Genomic DNA, 20789 nt, shown 5'->3' with positions numbered 1-20789 from the left:
AAGTGGTGTAAGGCGCGCGATTTCCCTTTCCTCTCGCAGGTTGTGTGCAAGCTATGGCCAAAGCCGCCTCGAAGCCTAAGAAAATACCAGCGAAATCAAAGTCCTCCGCCAAGGCGAAAGCCGCGCCAGCGGCCCGCAAGGCGCTTCCCAAGAGCGCTTCGAAGCCGGTTGCCAAGCCCGTGGCCAAGTCGGCTGCGAAGCCCGCCGCCAAGTCTGTCGTAAAGGCCGCGACCAAGCCGGTTGCGCCGAAGGCCGCCGCCAAGGTCGCTCTGAAGCCCGCACCGAGCAAGGCTGCGCCAGCCAAGGCCGCGCCAGCTGCGGCCAAGGCCGGCAAATGGGTGTTCACGTTCGGTGACGGCAAGGCCGAGGGCCGGACGGAGATGCGCGACCTGCTCGGCGGCAAGGGCGCCAACCTCGCCGAGATGGCCAATCTCGGTCTGCCGGTGCCTCCCGGTTTCACCATCCCGACCTCGGTCTGCACCTACTTCTACGCACACGGCAAGACCTATCCGAAGGAGTTGCAGTCGCAGGTTGAGAAGGCGCTCGACCATGTCGGCAAGTTGACCGGCAAGGTGTTCGGCGACACCAGGAACCCGCTGCTCGTCTCCGTGCGCTCCGGCGCGCGCGCCTCGATGCCGGGCATGATGGACACCGTGCTCAATCTCGGCCTCAACGACGAGACCGTGGAAGCGCTCTCGGAACTGTCCGGCGACCGCCGCTTCGCCTATGACAGCTATCGCCGCTTCATCACCATGTATTCCGACGTGGTGCTCGGCTTCGAGCATCATCACTTCGAGGAAATCCTCGACACCTTCAAGGACAGCCAGGGCTACACGCTCGACACCGATTTGTCGGCGGAGGATTGGGTCGAGCTCGTCGGCAAGTACAAGGACGCGGTCGCCCGCGAGACCGGGAAGGATTTTCCGCAGGATCCGCACGATCAGCTCTGGGGCGCGATCGGCGCTGTGTTTTCATCCTGGATGAACGCGCGCGCGGTGACCTACCGCAAGCTGCACGACATTCCGGAATCCTGGGGCACCGCGGTCAACGTGCAGGCCATGGTGTTCGGCAACATGGGCGATACGTCGGCAACCGGCGTCGCCTTCACGCGCAACCCCTCGACCGGCGAGAGCAAGCTCTACGGCGAGTTCCTGATCAACGCGCAAGGCGAGGACGTGGTGGCGGGCATCCGCACGCCGCAGGACATCACCGAGGAAGCGCGGAAAGAGTCGGGCTCCGACAAGGCGTCGATGGAAGCGGCGATGCCGGAGGCCTTCAAGGAGCTGACGCGGATCTACACGCTGCTCGAGAAGCACTACCGCGACATGCAGGACATGGAGTTCACGGTCGAGCAGGGCAAGCTGTGGATGCTCCAGACCCGCGGCGGCAAGCGCACCGCCAAGGCGGCGCTGCGCATCGCGGTCGAGCTCGCCAATGAGGGGCTGATCACCAAGAAGGAAGCGGTGACGCGGATCGATCCGGCCTCGCTCGATCAGCTGCTGCATCCGACCATCGATCCCAACGCCAAGCGCGACGTGATCGCGACGGGCCTGCCGGCTTCGCCCGGTGCTGCCTCCGGCGAGATCGTGTTCTCCTCGGACGAAGCGGCCAAGCTTCAGGCCGACGGGCGCAAGGTGATTCTGGTCCGCATCGAGACCAGCCCCGAGGACATCCACGGCATGCACGCCGCGGAAGGCATCCTCACCACCCGCGGCGGCATGACCTCGCATGCGGCGGTGGTCGCGCGCGGCATGGGCAAGCCCTGCGTCTCCGGCTGCGGCACCATCCGCGTCGATTACGGCCGCGGCACCATGAGCATCGGCTCGCGCACCTTCAAGACCGGCGACGTCATCACCATCGACGGCTCGCTCGGCCAGGTGCTCGCCGGCCGCATGCCGATGATCGAGCCGGAGCTGTCCGGCGAGTTCGGCACGCTGATGAAGTGGGCCGACCAGGTCCGCAAGATCGGCGTTCGCGTCAATGGCGATACGCCGGACGACGCGCGCACCGCGATCAAGTTCGGCGCGGAAGGCATCGGCCTGTGCCGCACCGAGCACATGTTCTTCGAGGAGACGCGCATCCGCACGGTGCGCGAGATGATCCTCTCCGAGGACGAGCAGTCGCGCCGCGCGGCGCTCGCCAAGCTGCTGCCGATGCAGCGTGCCGACTTCGTCGAGCTGTTCGAGATCATGAAGGGCCTGCCCGTCACGATCCGTTTGCTCGATCCGCCGCTGCACGAGTTCCTGCCGCACACCCACGCCGAGGTCGAGGAAGTGGCGCGCGCCATGAACACCGACCCGCGGCGCCTGGCCGACCGCGCGCGCGAGCTGTCGGAGTTCAACCCGATGCTCGGCTTCCGCGGCTGCCGTATCGCGATCGCCTACCCTGAGATCGCCGAGATGCAGGCGCGCGCGATCTTCGAGGCGGCGGTCGAGGCCGAGAAGCGCACCGGCAAGGCCGTGGGCCTCGAGGTGATGGTGCCGCTGATCGCCACCAAGATGGAGCTCGACCTCGTCAAGGCACGCATCGACGCCACCGCACAGGCCGTGATGCGCGACACCAACACCAAGCTCGCCTATCAGGTCGGCACCATGATCGAGCTGCCGCGCGCCTGTCTGCTCGCGGCCGAGATCGCGGAGAGCGCCGAGTTCTTCTCGTTCGGCACCAACGATCTGACGCAGACCACCTACGGCATCAGCCGCGACGATGCCGCGAGCTTCCTCGGCACCTACGTGTCCAAGGGCATCCTGCCGATCGATCCCTTCGTCGCGCTCGATCAGGAAGGCGTCGGCGAGCTGGTCAAGATCGGCGTCGCGCGCGGCCGCAAGACACGGCCCTCGCTCAAGGTCGGCATCTGCGGCGAGCACGGCGGCGATCCCGCGTCCGTCGCCTTCTGCCACAATATCGGCCTCGACTACGTCTCCTGCTCACCCTACCGCGTGCCGATCGCCCGCCTCGCCGCGGCGCAAGCCGCGCTCGGCAAGGCGGTTGCGAGCCAGGCGTAAGGCGGAAGACTGAATACGAGATGCGAAAGAGGCGGGGCCAAGCCCCGCCTCTTTTCATTTTGCGCACCACTCTCGCCACATCGTCATTGCGAGCGCAGCGAAGCAATCCAGAATCCCTCCGGGGAGACAGTCTGGATTGCTTCGCTGCGCTCGCAATGACGAGATTGTTGCACGCGCTATCGCCACACACTCACTGTTATCGCCCGGCTTGGCCGGGCGATCCAGTACGCCGAGACAGCAGTAATTGAATCGAGAAGCCGCGGCGTACTGGATGCCCCGCCCCCGTGCGCAATTGCGCACTCGGCGGGGCATGACGGCGGTGTTGTGGAAGTGCTTCTCGCAAACGATGGAACTCGTCGCGCGTCCCGTAATGATACGCGCGCGCAAGAGTTCCTTCACCATTCGCGTTGACCGGATGTTTACCGCTTCACGTGAGGCGGCATTTACCAATGCGCGTCATTGCCCCGTGGAAACACTTGCGATCGCTTGTGTGTGCCCGGCGCGCAACGCCGATTAACGCCCCGGCAACCTAAATTGGATACTTACGAGAAAGATCGAATTGCACGGATGTACTGCGGTTCGGTTTTTCGGGCGTAAGCGTAGCGTGAGCGTATCGATGTCAGTGTTGCGTAACCATCCGAAGGGCGCGCGGTTCGCGTCCTTCGGCATCGGTCTCTGCATCTTCGCATTGATGCCGAGAGAGACCGGCTATCAGGATATTGCCTCGCTGCTGGCGCGTCAGCCCGGCGTCGCCGAGCGTTGGCAGAAGCAGGTGTATTCCGCGGCGTCCTCGATCCAGCTCGCCACCTACAGTTTCTCCCGCCCCATCGGCACCTCGGTTCCGCAGAGCGCGATGGTTCGCCTCGCAAGCCTCGATGGCCGCGACGTCACCGGCGCGATCAGCCGCAATCCGGCGCTTCAGGCGCCGCCGCGTTACCAGGCCGCCGACTTTCCCAAGGTCGATCGCTCCATGAAGGGTGATCGCCTCGCGATCGTGACACCGACGACGTCTCCCGACGCTGCCGCACCGGCCGCAGCGCCCGCGCAGGAAGATCCCGCGACGTCGAACAGCTCGGTGTTCGGCGCCAAGACCGCCGCGTTGCCGCAAGCGATGTCGCCGGAGTCCGCAGCCGCGCTCGACCCCGAGCTTCAGGAAGCGCTTCGCGCGCCGCCGTTGCCGCAATATGCCAATCCGCCGAAGGCCAGCGACCTCGCGCGCTCGTTCGCGGTCCAGCCGCTGGAGGCGCTGAAGCGGGCCACTGCGCCGGCCGCGCCCGCGCGCGATCCCTTCAGCGTCAAGACCTCGAACCTGTTCTTCGGCAGCTCCTCGCTCGGCGGCAATCTGGAGAGCATCGAGAGCTGGCAGCCCGGCGCCGAGCCGTTGATCGTGATGCCCGACCCCGACATGAAGGTGACGGCCTCGCTGTCGCCGCCAACGGAGGAGATCGCCAGGGACATCGAGAGCGGCGAGAGCGTCGCGCCGAAGGGCGAGGTCAACGCCGACAACCAGCGCGCCAGGTCGCCGGCGGAACGGCTCGCGCTCGACGACAAGTCGCGCGCGAAATCCGAGAAATGTCTCGCCGAAGCCGTCTATTTCGAATCCCGCGGCGAGGCCGTGCGCGGCCAGATAGCGGTCGCGCAGGTGGTGATGAATCGCGTGTTCTCCGGCAAATATCCCGATACGGTGTGCGGAGCGGTCTATCAGAACAAGCACCGCCATCTCGCCTGCCAGTTCACCTTTGCCTGCGACAACAATGCCGACGTGATCCGCGAGCCCGAGATGTGGGAGCGCGCCAAGAAGATCGCGAAGGCGATGCTCGACGGCCAGATCTGGCTGCCCGAGGTCGGCAAGTCCACGCATTACCACGCCTACTGGGTGCGCCCGTCCTGGGTCGCCGAGATGAAGAAGATGTACAAGACAGGCGTGCATACCTTCTATCGCCCGCGCGCCTGGGGCGACGGCAGCGAGGAACCGAGCTGGGGCTCCCCGGCCCAGACCGCCGCACTCTCCGCCGAACTCGCGCAGCAGGCCAAGAGCTCCGCCGAGATGGGAGATACCGTACGGCGCTGAGTTAGTTTGTGGCTGTCGCCGCAAGCGCGACTGCGCCCTCGCCCCGCTTGCGGGGAGAGGGTTGGGGTGAGGGGGACTTTCCGCGGAGACGGTGAGAGTTGGACTCGCGGAGATTCCCCCTCACCCGGAATCCGCGCTTTCAGCGCGAATTCCGGCCTCTCTCCGCAAGCGGGGAGAGGCTAAGAAGTCACGCCTCGATATCCAGGGCACAGTCGAAATTCGGTGCGGAATGCGTCAGCGCGCCTGAAGACGCGTAGTCGACGCCTGTCGCCGCGATTGCGGCGATCGAGTCCAGCGTGATGCCGCCGGATGCTTCCAGCTTGAGCCGGCCCTCGTTGATCCGCACAGCCTCGCGCAGCGTCGCAAGGTCCATGTTGTCGAGCAGCACGGCGTCAGCCATTCCCGTGTCCAGCACCTCGCGCAATTGCGCCAGCGTATCGACCTCGATCTCGATCTTGACGAGATGGCCGGCGTGCGTACGTGCGCGCTCCAGCACGGGGCGGATGCCGCCGGCGACCGCGATGTGGTTGTCCTTGATCAGGATCGCGTCGTCGAGGCCGAAGCGGTGGTTGAAACCGCCGCCGCAGCGCACCGCGTATTTCTCTAGGGCGCGCAAGCCCGGCGTGGTTTTTCGCGTGCAGCAGATCCGCATCCTGGTGCCTTCGGTGCGCGCGACATAGTCCGCCGTCAGCGTCGCAACGCCCGACAGCCGGCCGACGAAATTCAGCGCGGTCCGCTCCGCGGTGAGAATGGCGCGCGCAGGGCCCGAGATCGTCAGCACGTGCTGTCCGCGGGCCACGCGGGCGGCATCGCGGACATGCGGCCGCACCTCGATGTCGGGCGACAGCTTTTGCAGCGTCGCCAGCGCCAGCGGCAGGCCGGCGATCACGCCGGACTGGCGCGCGACCAGGATCGCCTGCGCCTTCGTCGCCTCCGGGATCGTTGCCAGCGAGGTGATGTCGCCGGCGCGGCCGAGGTCCTCGTCGAGCGCGCGGTGCACGGCCTCGTCGATCGCGAGCGGCGAGAGGAAGGCGTCGGGATAGAGCAGGGATGTCGGGGTGATCATAAGGGACTCCATCAGGCGATCACGGGCTGCGCAATGCGCGGCAGCGGACGTTCGTGCAGGCTCTCCGCGGCTTCGCGTGCCGCGGCGAGGGTGGTCATCGTTCTCCGGGCCAGCGCGGGGACATCGGCCGGGTGGTCGACGCGGAAATGCGCGCCGCGGCTCTCGCACCGCGTCCAGGCCGCAGCGGCGACGAGCAGGGCCGACGTCGCCATGTTGCGGACAGCGATGCTCGTTGCGTCACGTTCGAGCGCGGCGAAGCTGCGCACGGCCTCCGCAAGCCCGTCACTGTGACGGATGACGCCGACATGCGCGCTCATCATCGCGCGTAGCCGCTTCACGGCCGCAATATCCGGTGCGTTGCCACGCGACGTCACGAGCGCGTCGGGGAGGCGGGCAGGCGAGGGGATCGCGCGGCCGGCGATGTCGTCGGCGATGCGCGCGGCGTAGACAACGGCCTCCAGCAGCGAATTGGAGGCGAGACGGTTGGCGCCATGCGCACCGGTGGAGGACACTTCGCCGCCGGCCCAGAGCCCGTCGATCGAGCTGCGGCCGCGCGCGTCCACCGCGATGCCGCCCATGTGGTAGTGCGCGGCCGGCGCGATCGGGATGGCCTGCGTGGCGGGATCGATGCCGGCGGCGATGCAGCTCGCATGCACGGTCGGGAATTTTTCGGCGAAGCGCGCGCCCAGCGCTTGCCGCGCGTCGAGGAACGCGCCGCGCCCGGCCGCGATTTCGGCGAACACGCCGCGGGCCACGATGTCGCGCGGCGCGAGCTCGGCAAGCGGATGACGCGCCAGCATGAAACGCTCGCCATGGCCATTGATCAGCGTCGCGCCTTCGCCGCGCAGCGCCTCCGTCGCCAGCGGTGCCGGATCGCGGCCGACCATGATGGCGGTGGGGTGGAATTGCACGAATTCAGGATCGGCGATCACGGCGCCGGCGCGCGCGGCGATCGCGAGGCCAGATCCGCTCGCTTCAAACGGATTGGTGGTGACGGCATAGAGATGGCCGAGGCCGCCGGTCGCGAGCGCCACCGCGCGTGAGGCGAGCAGGACCGGCGGGGCAACAGGATTGCCGGCCGCGCGCAACTGAAGGCCGGTGACGGCGCCGTCTTCCGTCAACAGTGCTTCGGCGACGAAACCTTCGATCAGCCGGATCGACGGTGTCCGGCGTACGGCCTCGCCCAGCGCCGCGATGATCGCTGCGCCCGCGCCGTCGCCGCGGACATGCACGATGCGGCGGGCCGAATGCGCAGCTTCCCGCCCGACCGCGAGCCTGCCTTCGAGATCACGATCGAACGGCACGCCATAGGCGAGCAGGTCACGGATGCGCGGCGCAGCCTCGCGGGCGATCCCAAGCGCGACTGCTTCGTCGACAAGACCGCCGCCGACGGCAATCGTATCCGCGGCATGGGCTTCCGGCGTATCGCCCTCGGCCACCGCTGCGGCGATGCCGCCTTGCGCCCATGCGGACGATGCGCCCTGTCCGAGCGGTGCCGCCGAGATCAGCGTCACCGGCCGCGGCGCGAGCTTCAGCGCGCAAAACAGTCCGGCAAGGCCGCCGCCGACGATGACGACGTCGTCGGCGTTGCGGGTGAGGTTGGGGATGTTGTCTTGCATTAGCTTTCTCCGAGTTCTCCACCGTCGTCCCGGCGAAGGCCGGGACCCATACGCCGCGGCGGTAATTGTTGCGCGCAGCTGTTCGACGTCGTTCTTCGCAACCACATCTTCCTGTGGTTATGGGTCCCGGCCTTCGCCGGGACGACAGCGGTGTTTGTGGCTGCGTGTTGCTCTTCAATTCTTCAGATTGATCATCCGCTCGACCGATCGTCGTGCGCGCATCGCGAGCGCGGGGTCGATCGTGATCTCCTCGCGCAGCGTCAGCAGGCTCTCCAGAATGTTGGCGAGCGTGATGCGTTTCATGTGCGGGCAGAGATTGCACGGACGCAGCATCTCCACGTCAGGCAGCTCGGCGCGCACATTGTCGGCCATCGAGCATTCCGTGATCATCACCAGCCGCCGCGGCCGCTTTGCGCGCACCCAGTTGATCATATGCGCGGTCGAGCCGGTGAAGTCGGCCTCCGCCAGAACGTCCGGCGGGCATTCGGGATGGGCGATGATCTGAACGGAGGGATCGGCCTCGCGAAGCTCGCGCAGCTCCGCGCCGGTGAAGCGCTCATGCACCTCGCAAGCGCCCTTCCAGGCGATGATCTTCACGTCGGTCTTCGAGGCCACGTAGGTCGCGAGATAGCGGTCGGGCAGGAAGATCACGCTTCGAGCGCCCAGGCTCTCGACCACCTGCACCGCGTTCGACGAGGTGCAGCAGATGTCCACCTCGGCCTTCACCTCCGCCGACGTGTTGACATAGGCGACGACGGGAACGCCGGGAAATTTCTCGCGGAGCAGGCGAACGTCTGCACCCGTGATGCTGGCGGCAAGCGAGCAGCCGGCGCGCGAGTCCGGGATCAGCACCGTCTTGTCCGGGTTGAGCAGCTTCGAGGTCTCGGCCATGAAGTGCACGCCGCACTGGACGATGATTCCTGCCTTCACCTTGGTGGCTTCGACGGCGAGCTGGAGCGAATCGCCGCCGATGTCGGCGACGCAGTGGAAGATCTCCGGGGCCTGGTAATTGTGCGCGAGGATCACCGCGCCGCGCGCCTGCTTCAGCTCGTTGATCGCCTTGATCGTCGGCGCCATCACCGGCCACTCGATCGGCGGGATCACGTGCTTCACGCGCTCATAGAGAGGCGCGGTGGCGCGCTCGACCTCATCGGTCCATTGCAGCGAGGGCATCGGCAGTGTGGATCCCGTTCGCGCCGGCGCGGCGCGCGGGGAGGTCGTGACCGGGTTGGCGGCTTGGCCGCGCGGTCGGCTGGTAAAGTCGTCAGGGCCGTAAAGTCCAGTGATCGGCATCGAAGCCTCCCGTGCAAGGTTGTTATACTCAAATTGAGTATATATAGAGCCTGAGAAATCCGGCCGGGAGGCCGGATCGCATGTCGTCAGCGCCCAGATATGCTCAATCTGAGCAGATTAAAGATATCACGCATGGCAGGGAGTTGCTAGGTCTCCTCGCACACATTCCCGTCAAGTCGCACTCCACTGCGCCGGACCAGGTCTGGTTGAAACGCAGTGCTCCCGCGGGAGCCCTTCGTGGAACGCAACCATTTTTGACTTGGGATGTTCATGCATTTGCATTAAACGAGCTGCCTGTGGCTGCCTATTTCGGATCCGCCAACGACAAGATGAGGAACACCATGTCCACACAAGCGGGCGAGCTCGGTCCGGTCTCGCGTTCCTCCACCTGGCGCACGCCGGCCATCATCATCCTCTGCGGTTGCGCCATCGGCATGCTTGGCTTCGGCCCGCGCTCGGCGCTCGGCTTCTTCGTGCAGCCGATGAGCCATGAGTACGCCTGGGGCCGCGACGTGTTCGGCTTGGCGATTGCCTTCCAGAACTTGCTGTGGGGATTGGGCCAGCCGATCGCGGGCGCAGTCGCCGATCGCTTCGGCCTGTTCCGGGTGATGTGCGTCGGCGCGCTGCTCTATGCCGGCGGCCTGCTCCTGATGCGCTACTCCTCGACGCCGCTGTCGCTGAATCTCGGTGCAGGCGTGATGGTCGGCTTTGGTCTCGCCGGCTGCTCGTTCAACCTGGTGCTGTCGGCGTTCAGCAAGCTGTTGCCGGCCGAGAAGCGCGGGCTTGCGCTCGGCGCCGGCACGGCGGCGGGCTCGTTCGGACAGTTCCTGTTCGCGCCGATCGGCGTCGCGCTGATCGACAATTTCGGCTGGCAGCAGGCGCTCAGCGTGTTCGGCTTCCTGATGCTGCTGATCATTCCGCTGTCGCTGGCGCTCTCGACGCCGCCGGTCGCAAGCACGGCTAACGCGGCGCCAGCGGACGAGCAGACCTTCATGAAGGCGCTCGCGGAAGCCTTTGGCCATCGCTCCTATGTGCTGCTGGTGCTTGGCTTCTTCACCTGCGGCTTCCAGCTCGCCTTCATCACGGTGCATCTGCCGGCGTTCCTGGTCGATCGCGGCATCTCGACGCAAACCGGCGGCTGGGTGATCGCGGCGATCGGCCTTTTCAACATCATCGGCTCGCTCAGCGTCGGTTATCTCCAGAACTCGCTGCCCAAGCGCTACATCCTCTCGACCATCTACTTCACCCGCGCGCTTGCGACGCTGGCCTTCATCTCGTTCCCGATCACGCCGTTCTCGGCGATTGCGTTCGGTGCGGTCTCCGGCCTGACCTGGCTGTCGACGGTGCCGCCGACCTCGGCGCTGGTGGCGCTGATGTTCGGCACGCGCTGGCTTGCGACGCTCTATGGCTTCGCCTTCGTCAGCCATCAGGTCGGCGGCTTCCTCGGCGTCTGGCTCGGCGGCGTCGTGTTCGAGCGGTTCGGTTCCTACACGCCGATCTGGTGGCTCTCGATTCTGTTCGGCGTGCTCTCGGCGCTGATCAATCTTCCGATCGTGGAGAAACCCGTCGAGCGGGCGGTTGCGCAGCCTGCCTGATCGGCTAAACATCCCCTGAAACAAGTCAGGGAGTTCAGCCGTGGCCACATTCAAGGCGATCCGGATCGACAAGGCGGACAAGGGCACCACCGCGCAGCTTACGCAGTTCGACGAAGCCGAGCTGATGGAGGGCGACGTCACCGTCCGCGTCGAATGGTCGACGCTGAACTACAAGGACGGCCTTGCGCTCACCGGCAAGGCGCCGGTGGTGCGCCGCTTCCCGATGATCGCCGGCATCGACTTCGCCGGCACGGTCGAGCAGTCCTCGCATCCGCAGTGGAAGGCGGGCGACAAGGTCGTGTGCACCGGCTGGGGCATGGGCGAGACCCATCTCGGCGCCTATGCCGAGAAGGCACGGGTGAAGGGTGACTGGCTGGTCGCCCTGCCGCAGGGCCTGTCGGCGCGCGACGCCATGGCGATCGGCACTGCCGGTTTCACCGCAATGCTCTCGGTGCTGGCGCTGGAGAAGCACGGCCTGTCGCCGAAGAGCGGCCCCGTCGTGGTGACGGGCGCGGCCGGCGGCGTCGGCTCGGTCGCGACCGCCGTGCTGTCCAAGCTCGGCTATCACGTCATCGCCTCGACCGGCCGCACCTCGGAGGCCGACTACCTCAGGCAGCTCGGCGCCGCCGAGATCATCGACCGCAACGAATTGTCGGCGCCGGGCAAGCCCCTCGCCAAGGAGCGCTGGGCGGGTGGCGTCGACAGCGTCGGCTCGACCACGCTCGCCAACCTTTTGTCGATGACGAAGTACGGCGGCGCGATCGCGGCGTGCGGCCTTGCCGCCGGCATGGACCTGCCGTCTTCTGTCGCGCCTTTCATTTTGCGCGGGGTGTGCCTTCTCGGCATCGATTCCGTGATGTGCCCGATCGAGCCCAGGAAGGCCGCCTGGCAGCGTCTGGCGTCGGATCTCGACCGGTCGAAACTATCTGAAATTACTCACGAAATCCCACTCGCCGAGGTTTCCGAATGGGGCGCGAAAATCCTGTCCGGCCAGGTCCGCGGCCGGATCGTGGTAAAAATTGTCTAACGGCGTTCAGACTTTACCAACCAAGCTGCTTCAATGTCGCCATGGTTAGTATGGTAAGCAGCGGGTAAAGAGATAAGGCATCGCCCGCGCTGGGGTCGGTTCGGAGTTGAGCATGCTTGCGCGTATTGTGTTGGGGGCTGTCACGGCGGCAGCGACGTTTGCGCCGGCCATTGCTGGAAGCATGAATGCCGACGAGGCGCGTCGCTTCGTCGCCGGCAAGGTGTTCGCTTTCACCTGTTTCGACGGCACCCGCGGCGCAGGCCGCATCCTGGACGACCTCGGCGCCGCCGGGGCCGTGCAGTTCTCGGGTGCAGGCCCGGTCAAGCATCTCCGCCTGCCCGGCAACACGCTCCAGATCCGCGGCCAGAACGTCTGCGCCTCGATCAAGGGAATTCCGTTCGAGCCCTGCTTCAACCTGGAGAAGACCGACGATCGCAGCTTCCGCGGTTCGGTGTCGGGCATGGGCTTCGCCTATTGCGACTTCCACCACCAGGGCGGCAACCAGATGCTGATGGCGCGCGCCGTCGCGCGTCCGCGTTCGCTGCGCTCCTCCGAGCACACCGGATCGGTCGCCACCTCGAACACCGAAGTCGCCGCGCGCGTCGAGACCCCGCGTGTCGAGAGCGGCCGGCTCGAGCCGGTGAAGTCGGAAGCAAAGTCCGAACCCGCCAGGAACGAGGGTCCGCTGGAGCTGCGCCGCTCGACCCAGTGAGCGGCTGCGCGGGGCCGTCCGCGCACTTTCTCGTTGAAGACGACCATCGAACACGAAGCCGCCGCGCCGTAGTCATACGGTCGGCGGCTTTCATGCGTTGGTAGCGACTAGCGCCCCAGTTTGCGTACGGCCGGGGGGTGCGGCCCTAGAGAAGGGTTCAACGATGTCGCTGTACTTCTTCCGCATCAGTACCGGTCGCTATTCCGGCGCCGCCGATCAGCCGTACGAGTTCGAGGATCGCGCAGCCGCGTGGACCGAGATGACCGAGGTCTGCGCCAATCTGCTCGGCGGCATCTCGCGCGGCCTGAAGCCGAACGCCGAGTGGTGCATGGAGCTGCTCGACGAGAACAAGAAGCCGGTCTTTCGCATCAGCCTCGTCGGGGAGGCGGTGCGCTGACACCATCCGCAAAGGATGGCGTCGGCGTTAACGAACGCGAAGCATGCAAATCCGGGAAGCTTCATTTCGCTGCGCGTGAAACGTGTGGAAGTCCACGGATTTAAGCCGCGTTTTCCGTACTTCTACCTAAGACGCGAGGGGCTCCTTTAACGTTAATGAGTAACCTGCCGGTTAGCCTTCCCGGGATGTTCACGCGCTTCGTCGCGGCAATGCGTATCCCGGGAAATCGTTCAATGTCGTTCATTCAGAACCTGCGAATCGGCACCAAGCTCGCCATCACCTCCGCGCTGACCATCGGGCTCGTCGCGCTGATGATCTTCCTCCAGATGAGCGGCAGCACCGAGGTCCAGAGGCTCGGCAATGGAGCATCGGGACAGCAGGCGATCGCGCAAAACGCGGCTGACGCGAAGGGCTCGGTGCGAGGGATGCAAATCGGCATTCGCGACATCCTGACCTCGTCCTCGCCCGCCGAGATGCAGAAGGCGGTCACCTATTTCAACGACCGCCAGAAGTCAGCCCTGCAGTTCGCGGCCGAAATGGCCAAGCTCTCGCGCTCGCCGGAAAATCGCAAGCGGATCGATCGCCTGACCGTGCTGATCGGCGAATTCGGCAAGGGCGAGCTGCAGATCGAAGCCATCCGCAAGCAGGAACTCGCGTTCGACGGGAAGAAGGACGGCGAAGGGGCGGCGCAACTCGCAAAGCTCGTTGCCGAGGTCGATCGCATCCGCAAGGAGACGCTGGCGCCGATCAACGAGGAGATCTCCGAGGTCGCCAATCAGATCACCGACTTCGCCAAGCAGAGGAGCGTCGAAGCGCGCACCGAGGCAGAGGCCGAAGCGGCGTCGGTTGCCCGGACGTCAATCGTCACCGGCGTCCTGGTCGCGCTGGTCCTGATCGGCGCGTGCATCTTCTCCGTCTTCAGCATTGCGCGGCCGATGCGTGCACTCACGGCAGCGATGGAGAAGCTCGCCGGCGGCGACTTTTCCGTGGTGCTGCCAGGCCTCGGCCGCAAGGACGAGGTTGGCGAGGTCGCCGGTGCCGTCGAGAAATTCAAGATCGTGTCCGAGCAGAAGGCGCGCGAGGACGCGGAGGCCAAGATGCGGCAGGATCAGATCGCGGCCGAACAGCGCAAGGCCGAGATGCGCAGGCTCGCCGACAGCTTCGAAGGTGCCGTCGGCGAGATCGTCGGCACGGTGTCGTCGGCCTCGACCGAGCTCGAGGCGTCCGCCACGACCCTGACCTCGACCGCCGAGCGCACGCAACAGCTCACGACCGTGGTCGCAGCCGCTTCGGAGGAAGCCTCAACCAACGTGCAGTCGGTGGCGTCCGCGACGGAAGAGCTGTCGTCCTCGATCACGGAGATCAGCCGGCAGGTGCAGGAATCCGCGCGCGTGGCAAGCGAGGCCGTCGGCCAGGCTCGCACCACGACCGAGCGTGTCAGCGAGCTGTCCAAGGCCGCGACGCGGATCGGTGACGTGGTCGAGCTGATCAACACCATCGCGGGTCAGACCAACCTCCTGGCACTCAACGCCACGATCGAGGCGGCACGCGCCGGTGAGGCCGGCCGCGGCTTCGCCGTGGTGGCCTCCGAGGTCAAGGCGCTCGCCGAGCAGACCGCGAAGGCGACGGGCGAGATCGGCCAGCAGATCGCCAGTATCCAGACCGCGACGGAGTATTCGGTCGGCGCCATCAAGGACATCAGCGACACCATCGAGAAACTGTCGGAGATTTCCTCGACCATCGCCGCCGCCGTCGAGGAGCAGGGTGCAGCGACGCAGGAGATCTCCCGCAACGTGCAGCAGGCGGCGGAAGGCACCCATCAGGTGTCATCCAACATCACCGACGTGCAACGCGGTGCGAGCGAGACTGGCTCGGCGTCCTCGCAAGTGCTGTCCGCTGCGCAGATGTTGTCCGGTGACAGTAATCGTCTGAAGCTCGAGGTCGGCAAGTTCCTCGACACCGTGCGCGCCGCCTGATCAAAACCGAAGGGAGAGCCTTGCTCCCTGCGCAACTCTCGGAAGGCATGAGCGGCGTCGATCACGATGAAAACTCCGTGTTTCTACGGCAAACGTGGTTAAGGGATGCGGAATGGTTTTGGACGAAGTTCATGGGAATTCAGCCGCTTGAGCGGCAACGTCCATGAAGGGTTCCAGTCATGCATTTTCTCGGCCGCTTCCGCATCCTGAGCAAGATCCTCGGGATCGTCGTCCTGCTGTGCGGGATCGGTGCCGCGATCGCCTGGCTTGGCGTCTCCGCCCTCAGCGATCTCAGCGAAAAGGCCGGCGTGATGTCGACCGCGGCCAAGCGGGCCCTGCTCGCCGCGCGCGCCAACCAGAACGTCATCGCGCTGAACCGCGCTGAGTTCCGCAGTGCGCTCGATCCGCGTGACGACAATCGCCTGGCCGCGCGTGATGTCATCAACGCCCAGCTCAAGCAGTATCAGGAACGTTTCGACGAGGTCAGCCAGACCCCGGACGAGAAAGCCAAGACGCTGCTCCCGGGCGTGCGCGAGGCGTTCTCGGCCTACAAGAGCCAGATGGACACGACGCTTGCGGCCGTCGATGCCGAGAAGTCAGCGAAGCTCAGCGACAGCGCTGACAAGCTGCGCGACACCGCGATGAAGAGCAGGGCCGCTGCGGAGAACCTTCAAGGCAAGATGCGCGAACTCGCCGATCGGCTGAATGCGCGCGTCGAGGAGAAGAGCAAGGAAGCGCGCGAGCAGTATGAATCGACGTCACGCTTCTTGATCATCCTCGCAGGCCTCGGTGTCATCATCGGCGGCGCGTTGGGCTTCATCATCGGTCAGTACGGCATTGCGCGGCCGATCCGCATGATCGTCGGTGTGCTCCAGGAGCTTGCCGCCGGCCGCTATCAGGTCGATATCGCCGGCCTCGATCGCAAGGACGAGGTCGGCGAAGTCGCCAAGACCGCGGAAGTCTTCCGGGAGAACGGCCTTGCCAAGATCCGCATGGAAGCCGAGCAGAAGGAGATTGAGCAGCGCAGCGCGGCGCAGCGCCGCCAGGACATGCTCCGGCTTGCCGATCAGTTCGAAAGCGCCGTCGGCGAGGTGATCGAGACCGTCAGCTCGGCCTCGACCGAGCTCGAGGCTTCCGCCACGACGCTGACCTCGACCGCCGAGCATGCGCAGCAGCTCGCGACCGTGGTCGCTTCAGCCTCCGAGGAAGCCTCCACCAACGTGCAGTCGGTGGCCTCAGCGACCGAGGAGCTGTCATCCTCGATCACCGAGATCAGCCGCCAGGTGCAGGAATCGGCGCGCGTCGCCAGCGAGGCGGTCGGCCAGGCCCGCACCACGACCGAGCGTGTCAGCGAACTGTCGAAGGCGGCAACGCGGATCGGCGATGTCGTCGAGCTGATCAACACGATCGCCGGCCAGACCAACCTTCTGGCGCTCAATGCCACGATCGAGGCTGCGCGTGCAGGTGAAGCCGGCCGTGGCTTCGCCGTCGTCGCTTCCGAAGTGAAGGCGCTTGCGGAGCAGACCGCCAAAGCGACCGGAGAGATCGGCCAGCAGATTTCCGGCATCCAGTCCGCAACCCAGGAATCGGTCGGCGCCATCAAGGACATCAGCGACACCATCGAACGGTTGTCGGAGATCTCCTCGGCGATCGCGGCCGCGGTCGAGGAGCAGGGCGCGGCGACGCAGGAAATTTCCCGCAACGTGCAGCAGGCGGCGGAGGGCACCCATCAGGTGTCGTCCAACATCACCGACGTGCAGCGCGGCGCGAGCGAGACCGGCTCGGCGTCCGCGCAGGTGCTCTCGGCGGCACAGTCGCTGTCCGGCGACAGCAATCGCCTGAAGCTCGAGGTCGGCAAATTCCTCACCACGGTGCGCGCCGCCTGAGGGCGCCCGTCCTCACCGGTCACCCGACGGCTGCAACCGCCGCGCGAGGACGCGCGGTGGTTCGCATGCGTTCGCGGCTGGATGCGCGATCAGAAGAGTTCCACGGTTAACCTTCCGGAAAAGCGACGCAGGCATGATCTCCGCAATATTCCGCGCGCCCTGTCGCCCTCCCTGTATTGCGTATCAATCGTCTCGGAGCACATTCCATGAGTGGCCCTTCCATTCGCCTCACCCATAAGGTCATGGCGATCGGACTGTTCGGACTGTTGGGTCTGGTCGCCTTCGGCGCGATCTACGAGATCGGCAGCCTCTCGCAGGACGCATCCCGCGACATTGCCAACCGCGCACGTGCCATCGCCGACCTGAACAAGCAGCTCTCGATCGAGATGCTGGAGGCCCGTCGCAACGAGAAGAACTTCCAGCAGCGCCGGACCGAGAGCTACGCCAAGGCCCATGCGGAGCTGATCGGGCCGATCAACCGCGATTTCGACGAGGTGGAGCGGCTGATGGCGGCCGGCGGCATGAGTGCGCTGTCTGACCGGATGAAGCAGGCCCAGGACGGCTTCAAGCGTTACGCGTCGGATTTCGCATCGCTGGTGGCTGCCGAGACCAGGCTCGGCCTGAACGAGACGCTCGGCCTGTCCGGCTCGCTTCGCGCCGCCGTGCACGACATCGAGGCCAAGCTGAAGGAGATCGACGATCCCAGGACGACGACCTGGATGCTGATGATGCGCCGGCACGAGAAGGACTTCATGCTGCGGCGCGACCCCAAATACCTAGCCGAGGTGAAGAAGGCCGCGGTTGAATTCTCCAAGGCGATAGAGTTCGTCGCAATCCCTGCGGCGGCGATGAACGACATCACGGCCAAGCTCCAGAAATACCAGTCCGAGTTCGCTGCCTGGGCCGAGACCGCACAACAAAGTGCGGCTCTCGACGCCGCCATGATGAAGACCTTCCGCGAAATCGAGCCTGTGATGGCCGAGGTGCGGACCACCGTCGATGCCATGTACAAGCAGGCTGACGCGGCCGAGGCGGCGACCCGCGAGGCCGTGCGCTTGTGGATGACCGTCGCCTTCGGCATCACCGTCGTCGTTCTCGCCGTGGTCGGCTTCCTGCTGGGACGCTCGATCTCGACGGCACTCGGTGCCATGGTCGGTGCGATGACCAGGCTTGCGCGCGGCGAGCTCTCGATTTCCGTTCCCGGCGTCGGCCGCAGGGACGAAATCGGTGAGATGGCCGGTGCGGTCGAGGTGTTCAGGACCAACATGGCGGACGCCGAGCGGCTGCGCTCCGAACAGGCGGAAGCGGACGCACGCGGGCGCGAACAGCGCAAGGCCGACATGCAGCGGCTCGCCGACAGGTTCGAAGGCGCAGTCGGCGAGATCATCGAGACCGTGTCGTCGGCGGCAACCGAGCTCGAGGCGTCCTCCAACACGCTGACGCGGGCCGCCGAGCGCGGCAACGGGCTTGCCAGCGCCGTGGCGGCGGCCTCCGAGGAGGCGTCCGCCAACGTGCAGTCGGTGTCCTCCGCGAGCGAGGAGATGACCTCCTCGATCTCCGAGATCAGCCGCCAGGTGCAGGAATCGGGGCGCGTCGCCGACGTGGCGGTCGGGCAGGCCCAGCGCACCAATGCGCGCGTCGGCGAGTTGACGAAGGCCGCCTCCCGCATCGGCGACGTGGTCGAGCTGATCAACACCATCGCCGCCCAGACCAACCTGCTGGCGCTGAACGCGACGATCGAGGCGGCGCGGGCGGGCGAAGCCGGCAAGGGATTTGCGGTGGTCGCAACCGAAGTGAAGGCGCTCGCCGAGCAGACCGCGAAAGCCACGGGCGAAATCGGCCAGCACATCGGTGCGATCCAGGCCGCGACGGAGGACTCCGTTGGCGCGATCAAGGAGATCGGCGACACCATCGCGCGGATGTCGGAGATCTCGTCGACCATCGCGGCCGCGGTGGAGGAGCAGGGCGCCGCGACGCAGGAGATCTCCCGCAACATCCAGCACGCGGCGCAGGGTACCTCCGAAGTCTCGGCGAATATCGGCGACGTCCAGCGCGGCGCCGGCGAGACCGGAGCCGCCTCGGCGCAGGTGCATTCGGCCGCGCAATCGCTGTCGCAGGAGAGCAACCGGCTGAAGGGCGAGGTCGCGCGCTTCCTGGAGTCGGTGCGGGCGGCGTGACGGCCTCGTTCGGGCGTTGCGATGCATCAACCGCGTCGCAGCACGGGATATCGGTGCGGGCGCAACAGATGGTTGCGGGAAAAATAACGACGAGGCGGGGCGGTCCCGTAATTTTACGTAGGTTCCTGTTAACGCCTGCTTGCAATTATAGGTGCAATCTCACGGGATAAGAACCAGCCAGCATTGATGAACTGACTTCCGCCCTGTCGTCCGTCGCGACGATTGCGGCGCGAGTGATTCACGCGTTGCAAGGTATCATCGGGATTTGTCGTGATGTCGAAATTGTCGATCGTCTTCAAGCTTCTGGCCGTGTTGTCGGTCCTCGTGCTGTCACTCGCCGGCGTCGGCGTGACTGCGATTGGCACCATGCAGAACATCAATGCGCATACGGTCGAGATCGCGGAGAGCTGGCTGCCGAGCGTGCGCGCGCTCGGTTCGCTTCGCGCCGACATCAATGAGCTGCGCGTCGCGCTCCGTCTGCACCTGATGCAGGAAACCGCCGAAGGCAAGGACGCGGCCGAGAAGCGCCTCGCCTCGCTGCAGGAGCGCATCGAGAAGACGCGCAAGGTCTACGAGCCGCTGATCACCTCTGCCGAGGAGCGTTCGCTCTACGAGCAGTGGGCCAAGGCATGGGCCGAGTATCTGAACGGCGTGCAGGACGTGATGGCGCTGTCGCGCAAGAGCGTCGGCCGTTTCCCCACCGAGGCCAACGAGCTGTTGCAGACCAAGGTCGCGAAGATGGCGCAGGCGGCCGACCCGCTGCTCCAGAAGGGCATCGAGCTCAACAACCGCGGCGCCGAGCTGGAAACCAAGCAGGCGGCCGACAGCTACGCCACGATCTTCCGCGTGCTGGTCGGCATCATCGTCCTTTCGGTCGTGATCGCAATCTGCGCCGCCTATTATCTGGTGCGCGACGTCTCGCGTGGTATTGCCTCGATCATCAAGCCGATGCAGTCGCTCGGCGAGGGCGACCTTTCGGCCGAGGTGCCGCATCGCGGCGAGAAGACCGAGATCGGCTCGATGGCGGATGCGCTCCAGATATTCAAGGAAGCGCTGATCGCCAAGAAGGCCGCCGACGAGGCTGCTGCGGCCGACGCCGAAGCCAAGATCGAGCGCGGCCGCCGTGTCGATGCCATTACCCGCAAGTTCGAAGCCATGATCGGCGAAGTCGTCGGCACCGTCTCCTCGGCCTCGACCGAGCTCGAGGCGTCGGCATCGACGCTGACCAGCACGGCGCGGCGCGGGCAGGAGCTCGCGACCGTCGTCGCGGCAGCCTCCGAGGAAGCCTCCACCAACGTCCAGGCCGTGGCCTCGGCCTCCGAGGAGCTGTCGTCCTCCATCACCGAGATCAGCCGCCGCGTGCAGGATTCGGCGCGGATGGCCGCTGAAGCCGTCGAGCAGGCGGCGCGGACCAACGAGCGCGTCAACGCGCTGTCGCAGGCCGCCTCCCGCATCGGCGACGTCGTCGAGCTCATCAACACGATCGCAGGCCAGACCAATTTGCTGGCGCTGAACGCGACCATCGAGGCGGCGCGCGCGGGCGAAGCCGGCCGCGGCTTTGCCGTCGTCGCTTCCGAGGTCAAGGCATTGGCCGAGCAGACCGCGAAGGCGACCGGCGAGATCGGGGCGCAGGTTTCGGGCATCCAGGCTGCAACGCAGGAATCCGTCAGCGCCATCCAGGAGATCGGCGGCACCATCGAGCGGCTGTCCGAAGTGTCCGCGGCGATTGCCGCCGCCGTGGAGGAGCAGGGCGCGGCCACGCAGGAGATATCGCGCAACGTCCAGCAGGCCTCGGTCGGCACGCAGGAGGTCTCGGCGAACATCACCGACGTGCAGCGCGGTGCGATCGAGACCGGCGAGGCTTCGTCCGAGGTGCTGTCGGCGGCGAAATCGCTGGCGACCGACAGCACGCGCCTCAAGGTCGAGGTCGCGCAGTTCCTGGATTCGGTCCGCGCGGCCTGATCT

The 20789-nt window shown here is 66.0% G+C and carries 13 protein-coding genes; 10 read left to right on the top strand and 3 right to left on the bottom strand.

The features are described from left to right. Nucleotides 1-53: 53 nt before the first annotated feature. Together ppdK and E4K65_RS42230 are read left to right on the top strand one after the other, a co-directional pair. The gene (gene ppdK, locus E4K65_RS42240) at nt 54-3005 is read left to right on the top strand and encodes a pyruvate, phosphate dikinase (RefSeq protein WP_167771594.1); all 2952 of its coding nucleotides are present in this window, start codon (nt 54-56) and stop codon (nt 3003-3005) included. Between the two features lie 616 nt (nt 3006-3621). Then, nucleotides 3622-5076: a cell wall hydrolase gene (locus tag E4K65_RS42230; RefSeq protein ID WP_167771593.1), complete on the top strand. Its 1455-nt coding sequence runs from the start codon at nt 3622-3624 to the stop codon at nt 5074-5076. Nucleotides 5077-5263: 187 nt separating this feature from the next. Here E4K65_RS42230 and nadC read toward each other — a convergent pair whose 3' ends face one another. From nadC to nadA, 3 genes are all read right to left on the bottom strand, one after another. Then, a complete protein-coding gene (gene nadC / locus E4K65_RS42225; RefSeq protein WP_135179132.1) occupies nt 5264-6142 on the bottom strand; it encodes a carboxylating nicotinate-nucleotide diphosphorylase in 879 nt (292 codons plus the stop codon). An 11-nt stretch (nt 6143-6153) separates the two neighbouring features. Then, the gene (locus tag E4K65_RS42220) at nt 6154-7761 is read right to left on the bottom strand and encodes an L-aspartate oxidase (RefSeq protein WP_135179131.1); all 1608 of its coding nucleotides are present in this window, start codon (nt 7759-7761) and stop codon (nt 6154-6156) included. 174 nt (nt 7762-7935) lie between these two features. Continuing rightward, nucleotides 7936-9054 carry a quinolinate synthase NadA gene (gene nadA / locus E4K65_RS42215; protein WP_135179130.1) on the bottom strand — a complete coding sequence of 373 codons (1119 nt, stop codon included), beginning with the start codon at nt 9052-9054 and terminating at the stop codon, nt 7936-7938. Nucleotides 9055-9395: 341 nt separating this feature from the next. Between nadA and E4K65_RS42210 the strand changes: the two genes are divergently transcribed. The 8 genes from E4K65_RS42210 to E4K65_RS42175 all read left to right on the top strand — a co-directional run bounded on the left by E4K65_RS42210 (nt 9396) and on the right by E4K65_RS42175 (nt 20786). Continuing rightward, a complete protein-coding gene (locus E4K65_RS42210) occupies nt 9396-10649 on the top strand; it encodes an MFS transporter (protein ID WP_167771592.1) in 1254 nt (417 codons plus the stop codon). 40 nt (nt 10650-10689) lie between these two features. After that, on the top strand, nt 10690-11676 hold the full coding sequence (gene acuI / locus E4K65_RS42205; protein ID WP_135179128.1) for an acrylyl-CoA reductase (NADPH): 987 nt from the start codon (nt 10690-10692) through the stop codon (nt 11674-11676). A 112-nt stretch (nt 11677-11788) separates the two neighbouring features. Beyond that, the gene (locus tag E4K65_RS42200; protein ID WP_135179127.1) at nt 11789-12388 is read left to right on the top strand and encodes a hypothetical protein; all 600 of its coding nucleotides are present in this window, start codon (nt 11789-11791) and stop codon (nt 12386-12388) included. 163 nt (nt 12389-12551) lie between these two features. Next, a complete protein-coding gene (locus E4K65_RS42195) occupies nt 12552-12785 on the top strand; it encodes a DUF6894 family protein (RefSeq protein WP_135179126.1) in 234 nt (77 codons plus the stop codon). Nucleotides 12786-13018: 233 nt separating this feature from the next. Continuing rightward, nucleotides 13019-14761: a methyl-accepting chemotaxis protein gene (locus tag E4K65_RS42190; RefSeq protein WP_209312144.1), complete on the top strand. Its 1743-nt coding sequence runs from the start codon at nt 13019-13021 to the stop codon at nt 14759-14761. A 179-nt stretch (nt 14762-14940) separates the two neighbouring features. Next, complete coding sequence (locus E4K65_RS42185) at nt 14941-16647, top strand: methyl-accepting chemotaxis protein (RefSeq protein WP_135179124.1); 1707 nt, start codon at nt 14941-14943, stop codon at nt 16645-16647. A 206-nt stretch (nt 16648-16853) separates the two neighbouring features. Further along, entirely contained in the window at nt 16854-18824 is a 1971-nt protein-coding gene (locus tag E4K65_RS42180; protein ID WP_135179123.1) for a methyl-accepting chemotaxis protein, read from the top strand. A 273-nt stretch (nt 18825-19097) separates the two neighbouring features. Next, on the top strand, nt 19098-20786 hold the full coding sequence (locus E4K65_RS42175; protein WP_167771591.1) for a methyl-accepting chemotaxis protein: 1689 nt from the start codon (nt 19098-19100) through the stop codon (nt 20784-20786). Nucleotides 20787-20789: the final 3 nt, after the last annotated feature.

Origin of the sequence: Bradyrhizobium niftali (assembly GCF_004571025.1) — a bacterium.
GTDB lineage: Bacteria > Pseudomonadota > Alphaproteobacteria > Rhizobiales > Xanthobacteraceae > Bradyrhizobium > Bradyrhizobium niftali.
This window is presented reverse-complemented; position numbering and strand designations above follow the sequence as displayed.

Bases quoted from the DNA above. Each gene is read 5' to 3' on its own strand.
- ppdK (WP_167771594.1), top strand. From the start codon at position 54: ATGGCCAAAGCCGCCTCGAAGCCTAAGAAAATACCAGCGAAATCAAAG.
- E4K65_RS42230 (WP_167771593.1), top strand. From the start codon at position 3,622: ATGTCAGTGTTGCGTAACCATCCGAAGGGCGCGCGGTTCGCGTCCTTC.
- nadC (WP_135179132.1), bottom strand. From the start codon at position 6,142: ATGATCACCCCGACATCCCTGCTCTATCCCGACGCCTTCCTCTCGCCG.
- E4K65_RS42220 (WP_135179131.1), bottom strand. From the start codon at position 7,761: ATGCAAGACAACATCCCCAACCTCACCCGCAACGCCGACGACGTCGTC.
- nadA (WP_135179130.1), bottom strand. From the start codon at position 9,054: ATGCCGATCACTGGACTTTACGGCCCTGACGACTTTACCAGCCGACCG.
- E4K65_RS42210 (WP_167771592.1), top strand. From the start codon at position 9,396: ATGTCCACACAAGCGGGCGAGCTCGGTCCGGTCTCGCGTTCCTCCACC.
- E4K65_RS42200 (WP_135179127.1), top strand. From the start codon at position 11,789: ATGCTTGCGCGTATTGTGTTGGGGGCTGTCACGGCGGCAGCGACGTTT.
- E4K65_RS42195 (WP_135179126.1), top strand. From the start codon at position 12,552: ATGTCGCTGTACTTCTTCCGCATCAGTACCGGTCGCTATTCCGGCGCC.
- E4K65_RS42190 (WP_209312144.1), top strand. From the start codon at position 13,019: ATGTCGTTCATTCAGAACCTGCGAATCGGCACCAAGCTCGCCATCACC.
- E4K65_RS42185 (WP_135179124.1), top strand. From the start codon at position 14,941: ATGCATTTTCTCGGCCGCTTCCGCATCCTGAGCAAGATCCTCGGGATC.
- E4K65_RS42180 (WP_135179123.1), top strand. From the start codon at position 16,854: ATGAGTGGCCCTTCCATTCGCCTCACCCATAAGGTCATGGCGATCGGA.
- E4K65_RS42175 (WP_167771591.1), top strand. From the start codon at position 19,098: ATGTCGAAATTGTCGATCGTCTTCAAGCTTCTGGCCGTGTTGTCGGTC.